At 61.6% G+C, this 20856-nt stretch carries 22 protein-coding genes and 1 tRNA gene; 7 read left to right on the plus strand and 16 right to left on the minus strand.

Going from position 1 to position 20856, the window contains the following annotated elements:
* Positions 1-203: 203 nt before the first annotated feature.
* Positions 204-2027: an ABC transporter transmembrane domain-containing protein gene (locus FP2506_RS11495; protein ID WP_007067659.1), complete on the plus strand. Its 1824-nt coding sequence runs from the start codon at positions 204-206 to the stop codon at positions 2025-2027.
* A 131-nt stretch (positions 2028-2158) separates the two neighbouring features.
* The gene (locus FP2506_RS11500; RefSeq protein WP_007067660.1) at positions 2159-2575 is read left to right on the plus strand and encodes a DUF7282 domain-containing protein; all 417 of its coding nucleotides are present in this window, start codon (positions 2159-2161) and stop codon (positions 2573-2575) included.
* Positions 2576-2738: 163 nt separating this feature from the next.
* On the opposite strand, the gene FP2506_RS19075 is transcribed toward FP2506_RS11500, so the two are convergent.
* The 5 genes from FP2506_RS19075 to FP2506_RS11520 all read right to left on the minus strand — a co-directional run bounded on the left by FP2506_RS19075 (position 2739) and on the right by FP2506_RS11520 (position 6467).
* Entirely contained in the window at positions 2739-2906 is a 168-nt protein-coding gene (locus tag FP2506_RS19075) for a hypothetical protein (protein WP_007067661.1), read from the minus strand.
* On the minus strand, positions 2903-3811 hold the full coding sequence (locus FP2506_RS11505) for an MBL fold metallo-hydrolase (RefSeq protein ID WP_007067662.1): 909 nt from the start codon (positions 3809-3811) through the stop codon (positions 2903-2905). Before FP2506_RS11505 ends, FP2506_RS19075 begins: the two co-directional genes overlap by 4 nt.
* A gap of 92 nt (positions 3812-3903) precedes the next feature.
* Positions 3904-4239 carry a c-type cytochrome gene (locus FP2506_RS11510; protein WP_007067663.1) on the minus strand — a complete coding sequence of 112 codons (336 nt, stop codon included), beginning with the start codon at positions 4237-4239 and terminating at the stop codon, positions 3904-3906.
* A 155-nt stretch (positions 4240-4394) separates the two neighbouring features.
* Entirely contained in the window at positions 4395-5654 is a 1260-nt protein-coding gene (locus tag FP2506_RS11515; RefSeq protein WP_007067664.1) for a PQQ-dependent sugar dehydrogenase, read from the minus strand.
* A gap of 138 nt (positions 5655-5792) precedes the next feature.
* Complete coding sequence (locus FP2506_RS11520; protein WP_007067665.1) at positions 5793-6467, minus strand: dimethylsulfonioproprionate lyase family protein; 675 nt, start codon at positions 6465-6467, stop codon at positions 5793-5795.
* Positions 6468-6676: 209 nt separating this feature from the next.
* Here FP2506_RS11520 and FP2506_RS11525 point away from each other — a divergent pair, with 209 nt between their 5' ends.
* Positions 6677-7789, plus strand: a complete 1113-nt coding sequence (locus FP2506_RS11525; RefSeq protein WP_007067666.1) for an acyltransferase family protein — start codon at positions 6677-6679, stop codon at positions 7787-7789.
* Positions 7790-7854: 65 nt separating this feature from the next.
* On the opposite strand, the gene FP2506_RS11530 is transcribed toward FP2506_RS11525, so the two are convergent.
* The 7 genes from FP2506_RS11530 to FP2506_RS11560 all read right to left on the minus strand — a co-directional run bounded on the left by FP2506_RS11530 (position 7855) and on the right by FP2506_RS11560 (position 14816).
* Positions 7855-8889 (minus strand): peptidoglycan -binding protein, encoded by a 1035-nt coding sequence (locus tag FP2506_RS11530; RefSeq protein ID WP_007067667.1) that lies wholly within the window; start codon positions 8887-8889, stop codon positions 7855-7857.
* Positions 8890-8892: 3 nt separating this feature from the next.
* On the minus strand, positions 8893-9939 hold the full coding sequence (locus FP2506_RS11535; protein WP_007067668.1) for a DUF485 domain-containing protein: 1047 nt from the start codon (positions 9937-9939) through the stop codon (positions 8893-8895).
* Between the two features lie 170 nt (positions 9940-10109).
* A complete protein-coding gene (locus FP2506_RS11540) occupies positions 10110-10973 on the minus strand; it encodes an inositol monophosphatase family protein (protein ID WP_007067669.1) in 864 nt (287 codons plus the stop codon).
* A 116-nt stretch (positions 10974-11089) separates the two neighbouring features.
* On the minus strand, positions 11090-11653 hold the full coding sequence (efp, locus tag FP2506_RS11545) for an elongation factor P (protein ID WP_007067670.1): 564 nt from the start codon (positions 11651-11653) through the stop codon (positions 11090-11092).
* 183 nt (positions 11654-11836) lie between these two features.
* Positions 11837-12862 carry a tetratricopeptide repeat protein gene (locus tag FP2506_RS11550; protein WP_007067671.1) on the minus strand — a complete coding sequence of 342 codons (1026 nt, stop codon included), beginning with the start codon at positions 12860-12862 and terminating at the stop codon, positions 11837-11839.
* Positions 12859-13539 (minus strand): thiamine phosphate synthase, encoded by a 681-nt coding sequence (locus tag FP2506_RS11555; RefSeq protein ID WP_007067672.1) that lies wholly within the window; start codon positions 13537-13539, stop codon positions 12859-12861. The genes FP2506_RS11550 and FP2506_RS11555 overlap by 4 nt, the downstream gene beginning before the upstream one ends.
* Before the next feature lie 104 nt (positions 13540-13643).
* Positions 13644-14816: a hypothetical protein gene (locus FP2506_RS11560; RefSeq protein ID WP_007067673.1), complete on the minus strand. Its 1173-nt coding sequence runs from the start codon at positions 14814-14816 to the stop codon at positions 13644-13646.
* 240 nt (positions 14817-15056) lie between these two features.
* Here FP2506_RS11560 and FP2506_RS11565 point away from each other — a divergent pair, with 240 nt between their 5' ends.
* The 3 genes from FP2506_RS11565 (at position 15057) to FP2506_RS11575 (ending at position 17527) form a co-directional block, all read left to right on the plus strand.
* Positions 15057-15632, plus strand: coding sequence for a nitroreductase family protein (locus tag FP2506_RS11565; protein ID WP_007067674.1), 576 nt, complete (start codon positions 15057-15059; stop codon positions 15630-15632).
* 2 nt (positions 15633-15634) lie between these two features.
* Positions 15635-16252, plus strand: a complete 618-nt coding sequence (locus FP2506_RS11570; protein WP_007067675.1) for a flavin reductase family protein — start codon at positions 15635-15637, stop codon at positions 16250-16252.
* 129 nt (positions 16253-16381) lie between these two features.
* Positions 16382-17527: a DUF2336 domain-containing protein gene (locus FP2506_RS11575; protein WP_187289047.1), complete on the plus strand. Its 1146-nt coding sequence runs from the start codon at positions 16382-16384 to the stop codon at positions 17525-17527.
* A gap of 6 nt (positions 17528-17533) precedes the next feature.
* On the opposite strand, the gene FP2506_RS11580 is transcribed toward FP2506_RS11575, so the two are convergent.
* Positions 17534-18307 carry an NAD kinase gene (locus tag FP2506_RS11580; RefSeq protein ID WP_040489111.1) on the minus strand — a complete coding sequence of 258 codons (774 nt, stop codon included), beginning with the start codon at positions 18305-18307 and terminating at the stop codon, positions 17534-17536.
* Between the two features lie 265 nt (positions 18308-18572).
* Between FP2506_RS11580 and FP2506_RS11585 the strand changes: the two genes are divergently transcribed.
* A tRNA-Thr gene (locus FP2506_RS11585) sits at positions 18573-18648 on the plus strand.
* Between the two features lie 332 nt (positions 18649-18980).
* On the opposite strand, the gene fliP is transcribed toward FP2506_RS11585, so the two are convergent.
* The 3 genes from fliP to fliQ all read right to left on the minus strand — a co-directional run bounded on the left by fliP (position 18981) and on the right by fliQ (position 20779).
* Positions 18981-19775: a flagellar type III secretion system pore protein FliP gene (fliP, locus tag FP2506_RS11590; RefSeq protein WP_007067678.1), complete on the minus strand. Its 795-nt coding sequence runs from the start codon at positions 19773-19775 to the stop codon at positions 18981-18983.
* The gene (locus FP2506_RS11595) at positions 19772-20353 is read right to left on the minus strand and encodes a flagellar basal body-associated FliL family protein (RefSeq protein ID WP_007067679.1); all 582 of its coding nucleotides are present in this window, start codon (positions 20351-20353) and stop codon (positions 19772-19774) included. Before FP2506_RS11595 ends, fliP begins: the two co-directional genes overlap by 4 nt.
* Before the next feature lie 147 nt (positions 20354-20500).
* The gene (gene fliQ / locus FP2506_RS11605) at positions 20501-20779 is read right to left on the minus strand and encodes a flagellar biosynthesis protein FliQ (protein ID WP_007067680.1); all 279 of its coding nucleotides are present in this window, start codon (positions 20777-20779) and stop codon (positions 20501-20503) included.
* Positions 20780-20856: the final 77 nt, after the last annotated feature.

The following is a 20856-nucleotide window of genomic DNA, read 5'->3' on the forward strand; positions in this document are numbered from 1 at the left end:
GCTTCGACAGTCACCAACGACACTGCCACTCCAGCCTGAAGCTGGCCACAGGCTAATAATGTCTCAGGGACTAGAAGCCGATCAAAGCTTTCAAATTCAGGGGAGAGGCATTACACAAGCCGCGCACTGACCGCAAGGCCATACGTCGCGCGATGTTGCACCGAACTTGATTTGCCCAAGAGAAGGGTGAAAATGAAACCCCGATGGGGAAGGCGTACCGCTTGAGTTTCACAAGCAGCAAGAAGCTTGAAGGTTCGAAGAAGCAGCGCAATCTGCGCCCGCTCGGCCGGCTGGTTCCCTATGTGAGGCGCCACATGGGACTTGCCATTGGTGCCACGATTTTCCTGACAATTGCTGCTCTTGTAACACTTTCTCTGCCGCTCGCAGTGCGTCGACTGATCGACGAAGGTTTTACGTCTTCCAGCGCGTATATGATCAACGGCTTTTTCGGCCTGCTCTTCGTGCTGGCCGGACTTCTCGCGGTGTCCAGCGCCTGCCGGTACTTTTTCGTCGTCACGTTGGGAGAAAGGGTCGTTGCGGAACTGCGCAAGGATGTCTTTGCGCATGTGACGAAACTTTCGCCCGCTTTTTTCGATCGCGCGCTTTCGGGCGAAATCGTTTCGCGGCTTTCCGCCGACACCACCCAGATCAAGTCCGCCGTCGGCTCGACTGCCTCTGTCTTCCTGCGCAATGCGATCCTTTTCATCGGTGCGCTCGGCATGATGATCGTGACGAGCCCCAGCCTTTCGCTGATCGTGATCGCAGCGATCCCGCTGATCGTTCTGCCGCTCGTCGCTTTCGGACGGGGCGTGCGACGGCGCTCCCGCGAAGCGCAGGATACGCTCGCCGACGCAACGGCCTATGCCTCCGAAGCGATCGGCGCCATGCGCACGGTCCAGGCCTTCACCAGCGAGGGCACGGTCTCGAAACGCTACAGTGACGCTGTCGACAAGGCCTTCGGCGCGGCCCGCGCCTCGATCAAGGCCCGCGCTATGCTGACGGCCGTCGCGATCTTCCTGATCTTCTCTTCGATCGTCGCGGTGTTGTGGATCGGCGCGAGCCGTGTGGCACTCGACATGTTGTCGCCTGGCACGCTTGGCCAGTTTGTCCTCTATGCCGTCTTTGCCGCTGGAGCGCTCGGCCAGCTCTCGGAGGTTTGGGGAGAATTGGCGCTTGCCGCCGGCGCCGCAGAGCGCCTCAGCGAACTGCTCACCGAGGAACCGCAGGTTAGGGCGCCTGCCGAGCCGCTTGCCCTCCCCTCGCCTGCGGCAGGCCGGATCGTTTTCGATCACGTCACCTTCGCCTACCCAAGCCGGCCTGACCTGCCGACGATCGAGGACCTCAGCTTCACCATCGCGCCCGGCGAGACGGTCGCCATCGTAGGCGCGTCAGGTGCGGGCAAATCGACGATCTTCGGCCTGATCGAACGGTTCTACGACCCGGTCGCCGGCACGATCACCATCGATGGCATTAACATTGCCAAGACCGATCCTGCCGATCTTCGCACCCGCATCGCTTTCGTGCCACAGGATACGACGATCTTCGCCGTTTCGGCATTCGAGAACATTGCCTTCGGTCAGCCCGGCGCGAGCCGAGCCGAGGTGCGCTCGGCGGCAGGTTCCGCCCTCGCTTCGAACTTTATCGATGCCCTCGACCGGGATTACGACACTCTCCTCGGCGAGCGCGGAGTTACGCTGTCCGGTGGCCAACGTCAGCGCATCGCAATCGCCCGCGCGCTTTTGCGTAACGCGCCCATTCTCCTTCTCGACGAAGCGACCTCTGCACTCGACGCCGAAAGTGAGATTCTCGTCCAGAAGGCGCTCGACGAACTGATGGTGGGCCGCACAACGCTCGTCATTGCGCACCGCCTTGCAACGGTGCTCAAGGCGGACCGCATTCTCGTTCTCGAAGGCGGCCAGATCGTCGAGGAAGGCACTCATCAGACCCTTATAGAAAAAGACGGCGTGTACGCGCGCCTCGCCCGGTTGCAGTTCGAAGCCGGTCAACTGAGGCAGGCCGCAGAATAAGCGCCACTGACGTTAGCGTGATGATCGCTGCTCGTTCGATAACGAAAGAAGGAAATCGAAACCATTCTCTCGCTGATCCGTATCTTCCTCAACCACCCACCACAGGGTGTGTAATCGAATGGAGGATATTCATGACCCGCACGATGATCGCACTTCTCGCGTCCGCCGGCTTCGCTACAGCAGCTTTCGCCCAGTCCGACGACATGACGCCCGGCGTCGTGGCCTCCGATCAGGACGTGTCCGGCGGCAGCGTGATGGCTGAGTCCGTGACCGCACCCGAGGCGGGCTGGCTTGTCGTACACCGCACCGATGCCGACATGAAGCCCGGCCCGGTCGTCGGCCATGCAGCACTCGAGGAAGGCATGAACGAAGGTGTCACCGCTGAGCTCGACGAGGAAGTCGCAAGCGGCGACATGCTGATGCTGATGGTCCACTCTGAGGCCGGCGGCGCTGAGGAAGGCGTATTCGAATACACGCTCGGCGCCACCGAAGACGGCCCGATCAAGGTCGATGGCGAACTGGTCCAGACCACGGTCACCGCACAGTAACACCGAACATTCGCCGGAAGTTTCCCGGCTTGACGAGAAAGGGGCCCGCGCGGCCCCTTTCTTTTTGCCACCGCTTCCCGCTTTGATGCAGCTGCGCATCCGATCCTATCCTACGAAAAATTCCTTGTCGGGTAAGCTTCGAGGGCGCGCTCATTCAGGCCGCTCATTCGCAACCATCCGTGCAGGCGCCTTCGCTGTCGAAGATCATCGTCCGGCCGCTGAGGGGAAGATAGGCGTTGGCCTCGACCGCATCCATGAAGGCCTCGGTCTTTGAGCCCGCGACGATCTCGCCGTTTTCGGTCGCCTTCTCATTGGCATGGGACGGGATCACACTCGCCGGCTGGATGAGGTCGTCGATGACAAAGGCGGCTTCCGGGGGCCGGTCGTATACGTATCGCCGATATTGATGACTGCGAGCTGCACGCCGTATTGCTGCCCGACGACGGTCTCTTGCTCGGCGGTGACGCCGGTATCGCCCGATAGATAGACCGATAGTCCATTGGAGAATGTAAGCACATAGCCGGTCGGCTGGCCGACATAGGCGTTGAGGCCGGCCGTCTTCAGGTGCTCGCCGAGCGGACCGTCGATGAAGTCGCCGGACAGCCCGTTGGAGTGGACGGCAGGAACCGTCGTGATCGCGACGCCGCCGACATCCACCGAGGCGCCGAAGCGCACAAGCTGAGAAGCCTTCGGGTCGCCCCCGGCCGCTTCCATCTTCTTGCCGAGGAAGGAAGCCATCTCCGAGCCGGTCACCATCTGCGCATCTTTGCCGACGGCGATCTCGACGCTGTTCGAGTTCGGCGTCGTAGAGACGTTCGTTTCCGGCGCGTCGCAGGTGCCGGCGTTGACGCTCTCGATCCGCTGGTCGCCGAGATGGTCGCCGTGGACATGGCTGACCAGCACAACGTCGATCTCGCCAAGCCGCTCGTCGTTCGCGCCCGCGACGGTTCGGCCCGCGTCGTAGAGGATGCGCGTGCCGTTTGGATCTTCGAAGACCATCGCGCGGTCGCGCGCGCAGAACTCACCGTCATGGCTCCCGAGTGCGGTCACTTTCACGCCGACACTCGACGAAGTCCCGGATGCGGTGGTCCCAGCCTCCGCAGCATCCTCGGATGCGCCATCTGGAGACGCGCTTTCGCTCCTCGGCTGTTCTGCGGCCGGTGCTTCAGTGTCGCTCTGCGCAGCGGCAGGTGCTGCGAACACGGTGACCGCAAGGGCCGCAAGCAGGCGTTTCATGGCTGTTTCCTCTAGAAGTCCGGCGCCTTCGTCTGCCTGAAGACGCTACCTCCGGAAGCACATAGGCCGGACACCGCTCGAACAAAGCGCAACTATTCGGCCGGCAGCGTCGCGGTCACTTCGATCGCGGCATACCAGGCGGCGAGATCGGCAATATCCTCTTCGCTGAGGGATTGAGCGATGATCGACATCTGCTGATGCTGACGCTCGCCTGCCTTGAACGCTTTCAATTGGGCTTCTGTGTAAATCGAGCTCATACCGGCGAGGTTGGGCGCATCCGGCGTCGTCGCGATCCCGTCCTTACCGTGGCAGGTCGCGCACTGGCCAGCCTTCTCTCGGCCCGCGGCCGGATCCGCCGCCTTCGCCGGCATCGAGAGGAAGGCACAGACCGCGAGCGTCGAGAAGGCGCAGCGAAGAGAAGCGCTCATGTCATGATCCTCGTTGTTAGGAAAATCCCCGGTCGCGACCGGAGAGAGAGAGAGAGAGAGAGAGAGAGAGAGAGACGGCGCGCGGGTGGTCCGCGCGCCGCTAGGACAATCCCGCTCTGCCAGGTCTGCCGGCGAAGCGTGGAACTACGAGACGGTCAGTTCTCGTAGGAAATGCGGTACAGGGCACCCGCCAGATCATCGGAGACGAGCAAAGAGCCATCCTTCATGACCGCGACGTCGACGGGCCGACCGATATATTCGCCGCTATCGGTCAACCACCCTTCCGCGAAGGGTTCAGGCTCACCTGCTGTCCCGTCCTCGTTGAGCGGAGTAAACATGATGCGGGCGCCGACAGGATCCGTGCGGTTCCATGACCCGTGCTGAGCCGAGAAGATACCGCCGCGATATTTCTGCGGGAAGCTGGTACCGTTGTAGAAATCAAGGCCAAGATCGGCGGCGTGGGCGGTCATCTCCGCCTGCGGGATCACGACGTCTGCCGGAATTTCCTCGCCCTTGTATTCCTCGGTGCGGACGCTGCCGCCGCCATACCAGGGGAACCCGAAATTCTGGCCCTTCTGGCTCGCCATGTTGATCTCACCCGGCGGGATATCGTCACCCATGCCGTCGACCTGGTTGTCGGTGAACCACAGATTACCGCTGTTCGGATCGAAATCGATGCCGACCGAATTGCGCACGCCGGTCGCATAGACTTCACGGCCTGAGCCGTCGCGGTTCATGGAGATTATGCCGCCGATGCCTACTTCGGCATAGAGGTCTTCCTTCTCCTTCGGCGGCACGTTGTAGGGCTGGCCGAGGGAGATGTAGAGGCGGTCATCGGGTCCGATCCTGCAGACGCGAGCTGTGTGGTTGAAGCTTTCCTCGGATTCCGGAACGAGTTCGCCTTGCGGCGTCACGACGCCGACCGCGACATCGGGGCTCTCGTAGAAGAATTCCGCTGCTGGCAGCACAAGGACGCGGTTCTGCTCTGCGATGTACAGAAAACCGTCGTCGGAAAAGCAGACGCCGTTCGGAATCGTGAAATTGATCGAGGGCGCGAATTCCTTGACCTCGTCGGCAACACGGTTCTTGTCGCGGTCGGTCACCACCCAGACGTTCTGTTTGCGCGTGCCGACGAAGGTCGCGACGCCCTGAGGCCCGTTTGCGATGTGCCGCGCGTCCGGCACGACGGCGTAGAGTTCGATCTTGAAGCCGTTCGGCAGCTCGACCTGTTCAAGGTTCCGCTTCAGCTGATCGGCATATTCGCCACTCTGCTCGATGGTCTGGAAATCCATCGACGTACCCGTGGACTGCATGCCCTGCAGCTTTTCCATATTGTCGGGGATGTCCTGCGTCTGCGCGCTGGACGCCATCGTCAGAGCAAGCGTCGCCGCCGAGGCCAAAAGCCAAGTCTTCATTATTCCTCCCTTGCCGCTTCTCGCGGCGCTGAAAAGCGGTCCTCCACCGCTCGGCGGCGATGCTGTATCGTGTCCTGCAAAAGGTCAATCGGCAGACGGGCCGCGGCTCCGACTGTCCAGCTCAAACCACTGATTTGATTAGACGGGATGCGACGTGTTTTTTCGTCGCGGAGCGGAAAACTTCATGCCGGGCGCTGTGAGTCGCGCCGGCGGCCCGATCCAGGCGTAGATGAGAAGACATGGATCGACCGCACCGGTGGTGATGCGATGCTGTTCGCCTGATTTGTTGAGGATGAGCGAACCGGGCGCATAGACCGCAGCATCGTTTTCCGACCAAGCACCAGAGATCGAGACATAGCTTTCCTCAATGTCCGGATGGCTGTGTTGAGGATACGTCGTGCTCGGCGCGAAGAGCACTGCGCCAAGAATAAGCCGATCGGTCGGGATCGGGCCACGCGGGCCGAGAAATTCTGTGTAAGCGAAGCGTTTTGCCAGCCCCTTAGGGACGCTCTCGTAGCCGTATTCCCAGGTTAATAAAGGCGCGATGCGCGTGAGGATACGAGCAAAACCGTGCATTGGGCCGTAGGCGCCGAGATCGATTGCGCGTGCGAGATGATCGACGACCGGCTTCTCCTCCGGGTCCCGAACGAGCATTTCGGGATCCTCATCGACTATAGATGACAGGAGATCGCGCACCCGCCGCCTATGGCCACGTATCACCTTGCTGCCACCGGCGGAGCCGTAACGGTAGACAGTATCGAACTCCTGGCAGAGATAGGTCCAGTCGGCGGAGTCGCTCAGGCGAGGCGTCATGTCAGGCGAATTAGGCGGCCAGCGAAGGCCGACCAGATTCAACCTGTTGAAATCAACCTCGCACTTCGCATGCACACTGACTAACAAGCTGCGACGACACTAAAAGGCACGTTTTTATTCAAGATCTAGGAGTTAATCAAAAATTCACAAAGAAATTTAAGGCCTTTCTCAAGATATGAGGATGCTTCATCCTGATCTCGATCGCGCCGATGCTCGGCGTACTCTGGATCGGATCGGAGATGCTCAATAACGTCCAATATTTACGTGGGATCGCCGCAGTCATGGTGGTGGCGTTTCACGTATTGGCTCCGACCGCACGTCTCGATGGGCAAACTGCGATACCGCAATTCTACGCCGGTCAAGGCGGAGTCGACCTGTTTTTCGTCATATCGGGGTTCATCATCTGGTTCACGACTCGCAAAGGAGAGCAAGATCCTTGGCGCTTCCTCGTTCGGCGGCTGAAACGCATCATCCCACTTTATTGGGTGCTGACTATTCTTATGGCCGCGATCGCGTTTGTTCTGCCCGGCGTGATGCTGACGACCGTCTTCGACCTGCAGCATCTCGTCGCATCTTTGCTCTTCGTCCCTTGGCCGCATCCACATGTCAGCGACCTGATCCCCGTCCTCTTTGTCGGGTGGTCGCTCAACTACGAGATGGCCTTCTATCTCGTCTTCGCGCTGACAATTCCCTTTGTACCTTTAGCGCGCGGCGGCATCGCCGTTGTCGTCGGGCTCGCCTTCGTCGGTCTTGGCCTCGCGATCGACGACACCGGGTTATGGGATTTCTACACTGAGCCGATCATCATCGAATTCCTGTTCGGAATCATGATCGCCATCGCCTTCGCCTCCTCGCTCCGGCTGCCGCTTCCACTGAGCATGGGCCTCGTCCTTGGCGGATTCATTGCGATGGTTTTCCTAGCCGGGCCCGAGCTCGATCGTCTGTATTGGGCAGGCCTGCCATCGCTCATGATCGTGACCGGTGTCGTCTTCTGGGAGAAGCAGCGGCGGACCCGCCCAGCGGTCTTTCCGATGCTCCTGGGCGCAGCCTCATACGCGATCTACCTTAGCCACGTCTTTGTGTTGCCTGCCAGCCAGACACTCTGGACTTATGCCCTGCCGCAGATTGCCGGCGGATGGGTTCTAATCTACGGCGTGAGCGTCGGGGCGGCATGCCTTTTCGTCGGGGTCGCGACTTATCTCATGCTTGAGATCCCGCTCTCCACGCGGTGGACGCTCTCGAGAGAGCTTGCCCTCGATCCCGGCCGCAGACGACCGCCAAAGCTCTTGGCGACGCGCTATCTGCAGGTGCTCAGACCGTAATTCCAAGAAATGCCGGCACAACGGCATCGGAAATCGACCGACCATTACGGTTCCCAGCCGACCCCCTAGCGCTCGGTCAGCTTGAATTCGATGCGGCGATTGCGTCGTCGGACTTCGGGTGTGCTCCCCTCCTCGATCGGCTGGAATTCGCCGAAGCCAGTCGCTGCCAAATGTTCGGCCTGTACGCCCTGACTGATCAGATATTTCACCACCGAGCTCGCACGGGCCACGGAAAGTTCCCAGTTGTCATCGAACTGCCCAGTGCCCGATAGAGGCACATTGTCGGTGTGGCCATCCACACGGACGATCCAGTTGATATCGGATGGAATCTCGCGGGCAAGATCGCGGATGGCGCTTGCCATCTGATCGAGCTCATCCGTTCCGGCGGTCTGTAGATCGGCGCTACCGGACGGAAACAGCACTTCTGATTGGAAGACGAAGCGGTCGCCGACTATTCGAATGTTCTCACGGTCGGCGAGAATTTCCCGCAAGCGGCCGAAGAAGTCGGAACGATAGCGGTTCAGCTCCTGAACTCGTTGGGCCAAGGCGACGTTGAGCCGCCGTCCTAGATCGGCGATCTTTGTCTGACTCTCCTGATCGCGCTCTTCGGACGCCTCGAGCGCCGATTCGAGCGCCCCGATCTGCTGGCGGAGAGCCGAAAGCTGCTGGTTGAGAAGCTCGACCTGCGAGCGCGCACGCTGAGAGATCGACTCTTCCTCTTCGAGATTGTCCTGCAGGGCACTGATCGTCGCGTTCGCAGCGGCGGCCGAACCACTTCCGGAATCCAACGCCGACTGAAGCCGCGAGCGCTCGTCCTCCAGTTGACCGAGAGAAGCGCGCAGCGAGGCGATCTCGTCCTCGCTGTCTTGGGCGTTCGAGCGTTCGAGCGCCAAGAGCTGGGTAAGTTCGGCGATCTGACCGTTCAGACGGTCTAGCGCCTCGTCTTGACCGGAGATCTCGCGGCTGAGGATGAACTGCGCCAGCACGAAGACCGATAGCAGGAACATGATGGCAAGGAGGAGCGTCGACAGGGCGTCCACAAAACCAGGCCAGTACTCAGCACTTCCGCCTGCGCTCCGTCTGTTGCGGGCGAGCGCCATCGATCAATCTCCCCTGCCATTGGGGCTGTTGGAACGTGACAACCGGTCGAGAACATGTCGCAATTCGCGCTGTTCGTCAGCCTGCTTCTCCACAAAATCACGCATGATCTGCTGCTCTGACCGCATGTGCTGGACGAGGCCCTGAATGCTCTCGGCGAGGTTGGCCATAGCCGCGCTGGTCTTCGGATAGGCGGACTGGTCCTGCACGAGCCGATCTAACCTTTCCGTGAGCCGTTTGAACTCTTCGTTCCCGTCCGCTGCGACAGAGCCGGGCTGATGCGGCGGCAGAACCATGTCGGAGCCGACATCGGTGACCGAGGAGAGCCAGTTCTCGAGTTCGGTGTAGAAACGGTTCTGCGCCCGGCCGATCTGGAGATCGAGAAAGCCGAGAACCAGCGAGCCGGACAAACCGAAGAGTGATGACGAGAATGCCGTGCCCATGCCCGCGAGCGGTGCGGCGAGACCGGCCTTCAGTGCGTCGAGCACACTTGCGGTATCGCCGCCAGTCGGATCGAGCCCCTGGATGGTCGTGCCGATCGAACCGATGGTGCGCAAGAGGCCCCAGAAGGTTCCAAGCAGGCCGAGAAAGACGAGAAGTCCGATCAGATAGCGGGCGATGTCGCGTGTCTCGTCCAGGCGGGTAGCGATCGAATCGAGGATCGATCGCATCGAAGTGGTCGACAGCGAGATCGCGCGGCGGCTGCCGATGAGTGCGCGCATCGGCGCGAGCAGCACAGGATCCTTCATCTTGCCGAAGTTCTTGTCGCCGTCGCGATAGGCATTGACCCAGCGGACCTCACGGGACAGGCGCCAGACCTGCAAGAGCGCCAGCACGATGCCGACGGAAAGCACACCGACAATCAGGCCGTTGAGACCAGGATTGGTCGCGAACGCCTGGCTTACCTGACGACCGAGTATCAGAACGACAAATCCGACGAGCGCCAGGAAGATCAGCATCAACCAAAGGAACCACATCGGGCTCGATAGCCGCGTCGGATCGTATTCCCGCGGCCTCGCGTCCGCCTCGGTCTTCGAACTGAAGAGCTTCATTCTGCCCCGCTGTCTTGCCGGCTGTGCCGCATTATCGAGCGACAGTCGAACGAATGGCCCGGGCGCGCGACGCCGCGGCCCAGACAATAGGGAATTGCAGCGACATTTGAAACACGGGGGGCCTTTCCGGGGCCTTGCACCGCAAAATAATGGTCAGGTTCGAAACGGCTTCAAGCGGGAGCGTTGGGATCGACTTCCCCGGTTTCGCGGGACTCACCTGCCCGGCGTGCCGCCCGGCGTTTGGTCGAAGCCTGTTTCAACTGTCCGATCAACGCCTTGTGGATGAATTCGTTGCCGCAGGCGATATCGCCTCGGATATGGTCGAAGCTCTCCCCCTCGAGACCAGTGACGATGCCACCGGCTTCCTTGATCAAGAGGACGCCGGCTGCGATGTCCCAAGGGTTGAGCGCGCGTTCCCAGAAGCCGTCGAGCCTTCCGGCTGCGACGAAGGCGAGATCGAGCGAAGCCGCTCCGTAGCGTCGCACGCCCGCAGTTTCTCCCATGATCTGTCGCAGTTCGTAGAGGAAGCCGGCATGGTCACCCATGCCAAGGAACGGAATGCCCGTGCCGAACAGTGCCTCGGGGAGGGTTTTGCGGGAGGCGACACGGATGCGCCGGTCGTTGAGGTAGGCGCCACCCCCCTTTTCGGCGGTGTACATCTCGTCCATCGCGGGATTGAAGACCACTGCCGCGACGATCTCGCCATCACGCTCCAGCGCGATCGAAACCGAGAACATCGGCAGGCCATGGAGGAAGTTGGTGGTGCCATCGAGCGGATCGACGATCCATCGGTGCTGCGGATCCCTGCCTTCGATCGCGCCGCGCTCTTCCATCAGGAAGCCCCAGTCAGGACGCACTCGCGAGAGTTCCTTAAAGACGACCTCTTCGGCCTTCCGGTCGGCCGAAGATACGAAGTCCGCCGGTCCCTTCATGGAAACCTGCAGGTGCTGCACCTCGCCGAAGTCGCGCGCCAGCACGCGCCCTGCCTTGGTCGCGGCCTGAGTCATGACTTGGAGGAGCGCGGAACGTGCCATAAAGGTCCTGTCTGGGTGAAATGCTTCGAAGCGCCGCGCGCATCACGCTGGTGTTTCGGAAATGCGAGCCTTCTGGCGAAACTGCAGTGCGCGACGGCGAGAGAGTGGCGCGAACCTTATTCAGCCCGCTTCAGGTAGGTGATTTCGTTGGTGTCGACCAAGATCTTTTCGCCGGCCGAGATGAAGGGTGGAACCATCACCCGAATCCCGTTCTCCATCAACGCAGGCTTGTAGGACGATGACACGGTCTGGCCTTTGACCACGGGATCGGCTTCGGTGATCTGTAGGACGACCTGATCGGGCAACTGCACGCCGATCGCCTTTTCTTCGTAGAGCTCGACGGTGACGGTCATACCGTCCTGGAGGAATGCCGCGCGGTCACCGACGAAGTCCTTCATCAGTTCCAGTTGCTCAAAGGTTTCCGCATCCATGAAAACCAGCATCTCGCCCTCGGCGTAAAGATACTGGTATTCCTTCTGCTCGAGTCGTACGCGTTCGACGGTCTCGGCAGCGCGGAATCGCTCGTTAAGCTTTGTGCCGTCGATCAGGTTCTTCAGCTCTACCTGGGCGAAGGCGCCGCCTTTGCCTGGCTTTACGTGCTGGGTCTTTACAGCGGCCCATAACCCGCCCTTGTGCTCGATGACGTTGCCGGCGCGAATTTCGTTTCCGTTGATCTTCATGTGTGTCTCGAAACCATTTCGTTTGATCGTCTAGTGGCGCGCGATCGGACCATCGCAGCTCGAACCGGCTGGGCGTCGCGGCAGTTGCAGTTGCAATGCGCGCCGCGAGCGCTGCTCAACACCACAAATCGGGTTCTCCTTCAAGCGCCGTCACAGGAAGTCGCAGGTTTTGGCCTGATGATTTCAGCCTGTGGTGAAGCGGTTGGCCTCTTCGAGCGCCGCCTTGCGTGCCTCGTCGCTGAGCCCGTTGAAGAAATCGTCGAGGACAGGATCGCTGTTGTCGAGCCGCTTCGCGATGACCGCCCATTTAGCGGCCTCTTCGGTATCGGGCTCGGTTCCTAGACCGTCCTTGTAGAGATGCGCGACACGATTGACGGCAATCGGATTACCACGCAGGGCCGCCGAACGCAGAAACTCAAAACCGTCCTTCGGCCGCGCATCACCGCCACGGCCGTTGATCAGCCAGATGCCATATTCGATCTGAGCGATGCTGAAGCCGTTGATCGCCGCGCGGCGAAGCCATTTGCGGGCCGCCACCTCGTCTTTCTCGATGCCCTGTCCGGCAGCAAGAAGCTGGGACATGACATATTGCGCGTCGGCGATTCCGGCGTCGGCTGCGGAGCGGAAGTAGGGAAGCGCGTCGGCAAAACCACTCGTCGGCGAGGTGCGCAGGAGGAGCTGGGCGTAGTTGAACTCAGCAAGCGGAAGTTTTGCGTCCGCGGCTTCCTTCAATAGGTTCAGCGCCCGGGTCTCGTCGCGCGCGATCCCAGTTCCAGCCAGAAGCAGCATGGCAAATTCGAACTGCGCGGCACGATCGCCGCCCTTCGCGGCCGCTTCGAACCAGCGAGCCGCTTCGTCGACATCGACCGGAACGCCGAGGCCCTGGCTGTAGATTTCGCCGAGCAATGCCTGCGCCTTGACGTCGCCGAGTTTGGCGAGGGGTTCGGCGATCGCCTTGGCCGTCAGGTAATTCCCGATCTGGAATTCCGCGTACGCGCGCACGCTCGAAGGTGCACCCCGTGAGCCCCGGCCGGTTCCTGCCGCAACGGGTGCGATCGATGGACGAAGGTTAGGTGATGGCAGGAGTTCGCTCTCGTCGGCCTGCCCGGGCGTTGCAGGCAAATCCTGCGCGGCCGCGCCATGGGCAAAGCCGACGGCAATGCCGAATGCAATAAAAAGCGCCGCGGACTGGCAAGAGAAGCGCGTCAAGCGTCTGCCCTTTCCTCGGCTAGCGCCTTTTCTCGCGCGTACCTCTCGTTAAGCAGCCGATTGGCTTCGGCAACCCGCTCCGCTTCCTCACCAGACCTGTCGAAAACGAAAGATGCCAAACCAATGAACTCCGCGCCGGTCTCGGCTACGGTGTCGATGCTCTCTGGCGTTCGCGCACCGAGCGCGATGCAGGGCAGTTCGACCATCGCCGCCCACCATTCGGCCATTGTCAGCGTCTTTGGATGGGGCGTATCCGAGACATCCTGGCCGAGTCTACCGAACAGGAGATAGTCGGGCATCGCCTCGCCGGCTTCCAGCGCCGCATGGCGGGTCTCGAAACCCGAGCCGCCTACAATCATCTTGGGCGCGTGCGCTTCAATTGCATCTCGAAGCGCCTCGACGTCGCCGGCTGTCAGATGGAGGCCGTCGGCGCGCGCGCGCCCGGCTACGCGGGTATCGTCGATCACGATTGCCGCGGCGCCGGCATTCTGCACGAGCGGCACCAGCCGTTCGGCGAAGGCCTGGAATTCTCCATGCTCGCGGCCGGCCGGATCAATCAGAACGGATGCGACATCACCCCCGGAAAGGGCGCGACCTAAGGCCGCCTCGGCATCTCCATCCGAGAGCGGCGTCGTCAGTAGTACGATCCGCTGGCGATAGGGATCATCGGAAGTCATCGAAACTTTTAGGTCCTGGCATGAGTCAGCTTGCGGCTGCTTTCACCATCACACTGTGGCGAAAATCACTTGGGCTTCAAGCCGGAATGCGTTCCCTGCCCTCGTCAGTCCTCGGAACTTGTCTCGATGAGATCGCTCAACAGGATCTCGACATCGGCGTCCTCGCCGGCTTTGACACTGAAGCTGCGCTGGTAGGTGGTTTCTCGGTTGCGGGCGACAGCCATATAGTCGCCCTCGGCGAGAACCATGGAAGCGAACGCGCCAGCGCTCTTGCGCAGGATGTCGCCCGACATGCTCGTCACGGTCCAAGCGGTGCCCGCAATAGCCTCACCGCCATGTTCGCGTACTAACTTCAGCGTCTGCTGCGCGGCGCGATGCTGAAGCGTGGCCTCAGTCAGCTTGCCGGCCTCGACCCGAATATCAGCCTGGGTCCGCGCGTTGATCGAGCCATATGTCGAGACGACGTGATAGAGCCCGGCATTGAGCCGCACCACCTCACCAGGCGCGACCCCGCTGGCGATCAGTTCGCGCTCGCTGTCCCGCTCGGCATCGGCGAAGATGTCGAATTTGAGCCGCGATTCCGTCGCAGCTTGACCCTCGCTAGAAACTGTCGCGTCGAGCTTAAGGCCACCCGCCCCAAGAACGACGACTTCCTTCACATTTACACCGTTGAAGTCGATCCGCTTGACGATGCCCGCCCGCCCGAAAGTCGCGTGGACGATGTAAGCGCCCGGCGGCACGTTGAAGCTCGGCTTGGCCTCCTTCGAGGTCGCGATCAGGGTCGAACGTCCCTGCAATTGCGGAACAGCCGAGAACAGCCGCCAGACGATGCCGCCCGGTACGATCTCCCCCTCCTCCGATAGCCGAGCCTCGAGCACCAGTTCCGCATTCGGTCGGAACGCTTTCTTGTCCATGTTGAGCTGTGGTGCGTAGGCGGGAAGATTGGGCATATCGAGCGCCGACATGCCCGGCGCGACGGTGGAGTCCGGCAGCGCGATCGGATCGAAGGTCCGCAACGACTTCATTTGCGGTACGCCGACATCGGCCGAATTAGGCAGGAGTTCATTCGCAGAGGGCGAGGCGTAGACATTCGGCCCTTTGTCCGAGCCGCCGCTCAGAAACCCCTCGATGCCCCGATCGATAAAATCGGGAAGCGGGCTCGATTGGGAAAAGGACGGGCCCGCCCCTGCAAGAACGAGCGCGAACGCAACAGCAATGACTCGGACGGTCTCGGCGATGGAAATGCAGGCACGCATTACGAAACTCAAGATCTCCATTCGTCCTCATGGGCGACCGACACGACTCTTGTTAGACGCGTCGTATCGAGGGCTATTCCTTCGAAGGACGCCCCTCAGTCCCTATCCTTGAAGCCCGATCATGGCGAAGTCGCGCCGGAACAAGAGGCGTGTCGCCTTGAATCCGTGATGGGACACCTTATAGCCAGAACCGTGTCTACCGGAACACACGGTGCGCCTCAAACGCGGCACACGCCCCAATTTCTCGCGAAAGCCTCCCTCTTGCCAGATCTCCTCGACCACCTCTCCTCGCGCCGTTCGCTGCCTCTGCCGGCGCTGTCCGAGCCGGGTCCATCGCCCGACGAGCTCGCCGCGATCCTCACCATGGCCGTGCGCGTACCCGATCACGGCAAGCTCGCGCCTTGGCGCTTCGTCGTCTTTCGCGGCATGGGCGCGGAAGCTGCCGGTGCGGCGCTTGCGGGACTGATCGAGAAGCGCGAAGGCGCACTCAGCGAGGTTCGCGACAGGGCGGAGAGGACGCGGTTCACGCGCGCTCCCCTTGTCGTCGCGGTCATCTCGACGGCGGCCCAGCATGTGAAGATTCCGATCTGGGAACAGCAGATGTCGGCAGGCGCCGTCTGCATGAACCTGATTCACGCAGCAAACGGCAAGGGCTTCGCGGCGACATGGCTCACCGAATGGCCGGCATATGACAACGAGGCGAAGCGGTTCCTCGGCATCGCCCCCGAGGAAAACGTCGCGGGCTTCATCCATATCGGCACGCCCGGCGAGGCGCCGTCCGAACGGCCGCGCCCGGTACTGTCAGACATCGTCACGACATTCGAGGGCCCGGCATAGCCATGTTCTACGCGACCGACACCAATGATCACGGCCTGCCGCACGATCCGTTCAAGGCGATCGTATCGCCGCGGCCGATCGGCTGGATCTCGACGCTCGATGCGAACGGCATCGCCAATCTCTCGCCCTACAGCTTCTTCAACGCGATCAGCGACTCCCCGAAGCTCGTCATGGTCTCCTCGGCGGGTGTCAAGGACATGGTCCGCACAGCCATCGAGACCGGCGAGTTCGTTTGCAATCTCGCGACCGGTGACCTTGCTCGGCAGGTCGTCAAGACCTCGGCCGCCGCGCCGCCGGAAATCGACGAATTCGAGATCGCTGGGCTTACGAAGGCGCCGTCAAGGCTCGTCAAGCCTCCTCGGGTCGCCGAGAGTCCGGCCGCGCTGGAATGCGTCGTGACCGAAAGCTTCCGACCCAAGGGGCGAAATGGCGCGTCTGGGAATACCGTCGTCATTGGCGAGGTGGTAGGCATCCATATCGATGAGCGCATCCTTAGCGAGGGGCGGATCGACATGGCACTTGCCGCGCCACTCGCTCGGCTCGGCTATCTGGACTATGCGGTTGCAAGCGAGGTCTTTGCCATGAAGCGCCCGCTAAAGCCGGACGGCAGCGACGTTTGAGGGTCGGCGGCAACGGCCCTGCGTCGGCTGATGGAGCCCATGAACATTTTATCGGTATGGTGAACCGAAGCTTAAGTCTTTTCGCCGAGACTGCGAAACCATGTTGGTTATTCGCGTCCGGAAATGAAGATGATGGCTCCCGATACGTCCGCCACCTGGTGCGAGCCCGCAGCGCCGAGCCAGCGCGCTGAATGGGCTGAACTTCTCGCCCGGGCCCATCTCGACGGCTTCACGCCCGAAGCCGAGCGTGCCGAGATCGACGATATCCTGTTCGGTATAGCCGCCGACCCAGCCGTTTCCGTTCGTCGCGCGCTCGCTGAAGCAGTCGCCGGCGCACAGAATATTTCCCCGGCGCTGATCAGGCAATTGGCACGCGATGCAGACAGCGTCGCCGCATCCGTAATCCAATCCTCACCACACATGTCGGAAGACGAACTCGTCGAGATCTACGTGGCCGGGCGGCCGAAGCTCCGGGAGGCGGTGCTTGGCCGTGCCCAGCTGTCCGAATCTTTGACGGCCACGATCGCGCGTTTCGCAGACGCCGAGGACGCGCTGCGCCTGCTTAATCACCCGGACGCCTCGCTCGCAACGGAGACGCTGCGCTTCATCGCCGAAACTTTTGGCGAGGAGGCAAGCATTCGCGGAGCACTGGTCGATCGGCCGGATCTTTCCGCCGACATCCGACAGTTCCTGATGCGCAAGACCAGCGAAGCGGTCGCCGCATCGCCTCTCGTCAGCCTCGCACTCGGCGAAAGCACCGGCAGGAGCATCGGAGAAGGAGCCTGCCAAGCCGGTACAGCTACGATTCTCGGCGGTGCGCGAAAGAGCGAGCTCGTAAAGCTGGTCGAGCGCCTTGCTGCGAGCGAACAGCTCTCGCCCGCGGTGCTCTTGCGGCTTGCGTGCTCGGGGTCGCTGGAAGGCTTGAGCGAAGCGCTCGCGCAGCTTGCCGGCGTACAGGCTGTTCGGGTGCGCTCCATCCTGGTCGAGGGCCGCAACAAGCCGTTCGCCGCGCTATGCCAGCGAGCCGGATTGCCGCAGGCGTCCATCGCGATCCTCTTTCATGCGGTCGACGTCTGGCGCCACGCCGACGAAGATGGAGAAATGCTCACCGACGGCGAGGTCGCCGCCCGCATCATGCAGAACCTGGCAGCCGACCTCGCCAGCACGAAGGCCGGTACGATGGCACCCGCCCTCGCCTTCCTGCGCGGGATCGCACGCGAGGCCGACAGCCGACGCGCGACCCAGGTCTCATCCGCTGCAATCGCCGCCGCCTGAAGCTGCTCAATACCGGAACTGCTCGGCAAGGATACGCTCGTCCCACGAATGGGTCTCGTCGAAGAGGATAAGGCACCTGTCCTTGCCGCTCTCGCGGATCGTCACCTTGCGTACCGATTTCACCTCCTGCGCATCGGCGACGGCGTTGACCGGCCGCTTGCCTGACTCGAGGACTGTGATCTCGACAGTCTGGTGATTGGCGAGCAGCGCGCCACGCCAGCGTCTCGGCCGGAAGGGGCTCACCGGCGTCAACGCCAGAAGTGGCGCCTCGATCGGAATGATCGGCCCCTGGGCCGACAGATTGTAGGCGGTCGAGCCTGTCGGCGTCGCCACCATCACGCCGTCGCAGACCAGTTCGTCGAGACGCACCGTGCCGCCGACAGCGATCCGCAACCGCGCGGCCTGATAGGACTGTCGAAAGATCGACACCTCGTTGATGGCGAGTTCCTCACGCACTTCGCCGGCCTCGTCCTCGGCGGTCATCGACAGCGGATGGATCCAGTTCTCGACCGCAGCTTCGAGCCGTTCACGCAGGTTTTCCTCGCGGTATTCGTTCATGAGAAAGCCGATCGTGCCGCGATTCATGCCGTAGATCGGACGCCCGGTGTTCATGAAACGGTGGAGCGTCTGCAGCATGAAGCCGTCGCCGCCGAGGGTGACGATCACGTCGGCATGGGCCGGATCGTCATTCCCGTAGATCGCTTTCAACCGATTGGCTGCCTCCAACGCCCCCGGCGCTTCGCTCGCCATGAAACTGATCGACATGCTTTTGGTGGACATTCAGGATCGGCTCGCGGACTGCTGGGCGTTCGGAACTCGTGCGGTCCAGACTTCGCCGGTTTCTGTCCGAGACACAAGGCACGCGTTGTGCCGAAAGCAACAACACCGCATTCGAGGTTGCTTCACAGGAGCATGTCGCCGACATTGAGGGGAGGCGAAACATACCATTAGCAGGCCGAGCGGCGATCATCGTGATCCGCAGCGTTGCAGTGGGCACCGAAGGCGTTGCGAGGTCGCAAGCCGTGATGTAGAGACAGGCGCGGAAGCCGGCTTAGCTCAGTTGGTAGAGCAATGGTTTTGTAAACCGGAGGTCGGGGGTTCGAGTCCCTCAGCCGGCACCATATATCCTACAAGGTCCACACCTTCGAGCCTTCGCGAGAACTCGCATTCATTTCGGGACATGTACAGGTAGTCGCGACGACTTTCGCTCCGCAGGAAGCATGATGGTTTGAAGCGATCTGGACACTGAAACCGCAAATACGGCGAGAGCGCCTAAGCGTGACCGACGATCGTATCGCAGGCATTTTATTGGGCCATGCAAGAACGACCGCTTCAGTCAAATTCTTGAGTGACGTGTACGTGCCGCTGTCGCAGAGATTGCGGTGCCGGTTTCGAACCGTTTTGTTGCCGACGCAGAACGGCAAAAGGCCGGCTCGGAGCCGAGGACAACGCGTCAGAAAAAGCTTCGCACCAGCGAGCCTACGAGCAGGTTCCAGCCGTCGATCAGCACGAAGAACAGGATCTTGAACGGCAGGGAGATGATGGTCGGCGGCAGCATCATCATGCCCATGGACATCGTCAGCGTCGCGACGATCATGTCAATGACGAGGAAGGGCAGCACGATCAGGAAGCCGATCTCGAAGCCACGGCGGAGTTCGGAGATCATGAAGGCGGGGATCAGAACGCGAAGCTCGATGTCGCGCTCGTCTGCGGCGCCCTGCTCTTCCGGCTGCACCCGGTCGCGGTCCGTCACCGAGGCGATGTCGCCGAAAAGCTGAAGGTCCGACGGCCGCACCTGGGTCAGCATGAACTCCTTGAACGGATCGGCGATCCGGTAGAACGCCTCCTCCTCGTCGATCTCGTTTTCCAGAAGCGGCTGAAGGCCGTCGTTCCAGGCCCGGTCGAAGGTGGGCGACATGACGAAGAAGGTCATGAAGAGCGCGAGCGAGATGATGATGAGGTTCGCCGGCGTCGTCTGAAGCCCGAGACCCGTGCGCATGATCGAGAGCGCGATGACGATGCGCGTGAAGGCCGTCACCATCACGAGCAGGCCCGGCGCGATCGAGAGCACCGTGACGATGCCGAAAAGCTGGATGATGCGGCCGGAGATCGTGCCGTCGCCCTGGGGAATGAGGTCCGCCAGGCTGGACGGATCGGCGATCTGGGCTTGCGCCACCGTGCCGAGGCCGAAAAGCGCCAGAAGAACGAGCGTGAGCCTGAGGAGCGCGCGAGAAAGGGTGGGCGTCATTCGACGACCATCGCTTGGATGAGATAGTCGACCACGGCGGGCGAGCGCAGCTTGGCCCGTTCGCGCAGATCGTCGCGCAGATGCAGAAGTCCCCGCGTGCCCTCGATCTGAGCGATCTGCAGCGAGCGGGCGAAGGCAAGGGTATCGGCCTCGATTTCCGCCGCCAGGATGTCGGGATCGGTCTCGGCGTCATCCTTCACGATCACCGAGGCCTCGATCCGAATCCAGGATGTCGAGGGATTGGAGAGATTGGTGAGTACCGGTTTCAGCGCAACGACGCGCAGCGGTTTCTCTTCCTCCTCGGCGATCTCGGCGATGCTGTCCTCGCCGCCTTCGCCGAGGCCGGCTTCGGCAGTGTCGTGTTCGCCGCCCGTTTCGGCCTTCGTGTCGTCGGACGCGGTCTCGGCCTTGTCGGTGGCTTCTTCGCCGCTCAATCCGCCGCCAAGCATGACGCCCATCGCGGCGCCGCCTCCACCACCAATCAGGGTGACAAGCACAAGGGCGGCGATCAGCGGCATCATGCCACCGCCCTTCTTCTTCGTCCCGTCCTCGATCTGCAATTCGTTGGTCTCGGCCATTCGAGAGCCCTTCCGAAACGATGCTCGAACATCCGTGTGCCGCCGTCATGGCCGCTTCGGAGAATCGTTAACGACGTCTTAAGGGGGGAGACTGATGTCAGCCTGACTGGAGGCCGATGGCTGATGGCCGACGGGCGAACACGGCCCTTAGGGGGTCACGTCGAAGCCGGTCTCGATCCGGCCATACGCTTCCTGTGTGAAGGCGTAGACCTGCGCGCCGGTGAACGAGGCGGTGATCGCGATCACCACGAAGATCGCGAGGATCTTCGGCACGAAGGTCAACGTCATCTCCTGAATCTGGGTGAGGGCCTGAAAGAGCGCGATGACGATGCCGACGATCATCGCGGCCGCGACAGCCGGAGCGCAGGCCGTGATGATGGTCCAGATGGCTTCCTGGACAATGTCGATCGCGTCGGCCTGATTCATGGGGTTCAGCCTTCATAGCCTTGAGGCGGATGCCGGTCTCCGCCAAATTCAATGTCAATTGCGACCGGTCAACGAGC

Source organism: Fulvimarina pelagi HTCC2506 (assembly GCF_000153705.1).
Taxonomy (GTDB): domain Bacteria; phylum Pseudomonadota; class Alphaproteobacteria; order Rhizobiales; family Rhizobiaceae; genus Fulvimarina; species Fulvimarina pelagi.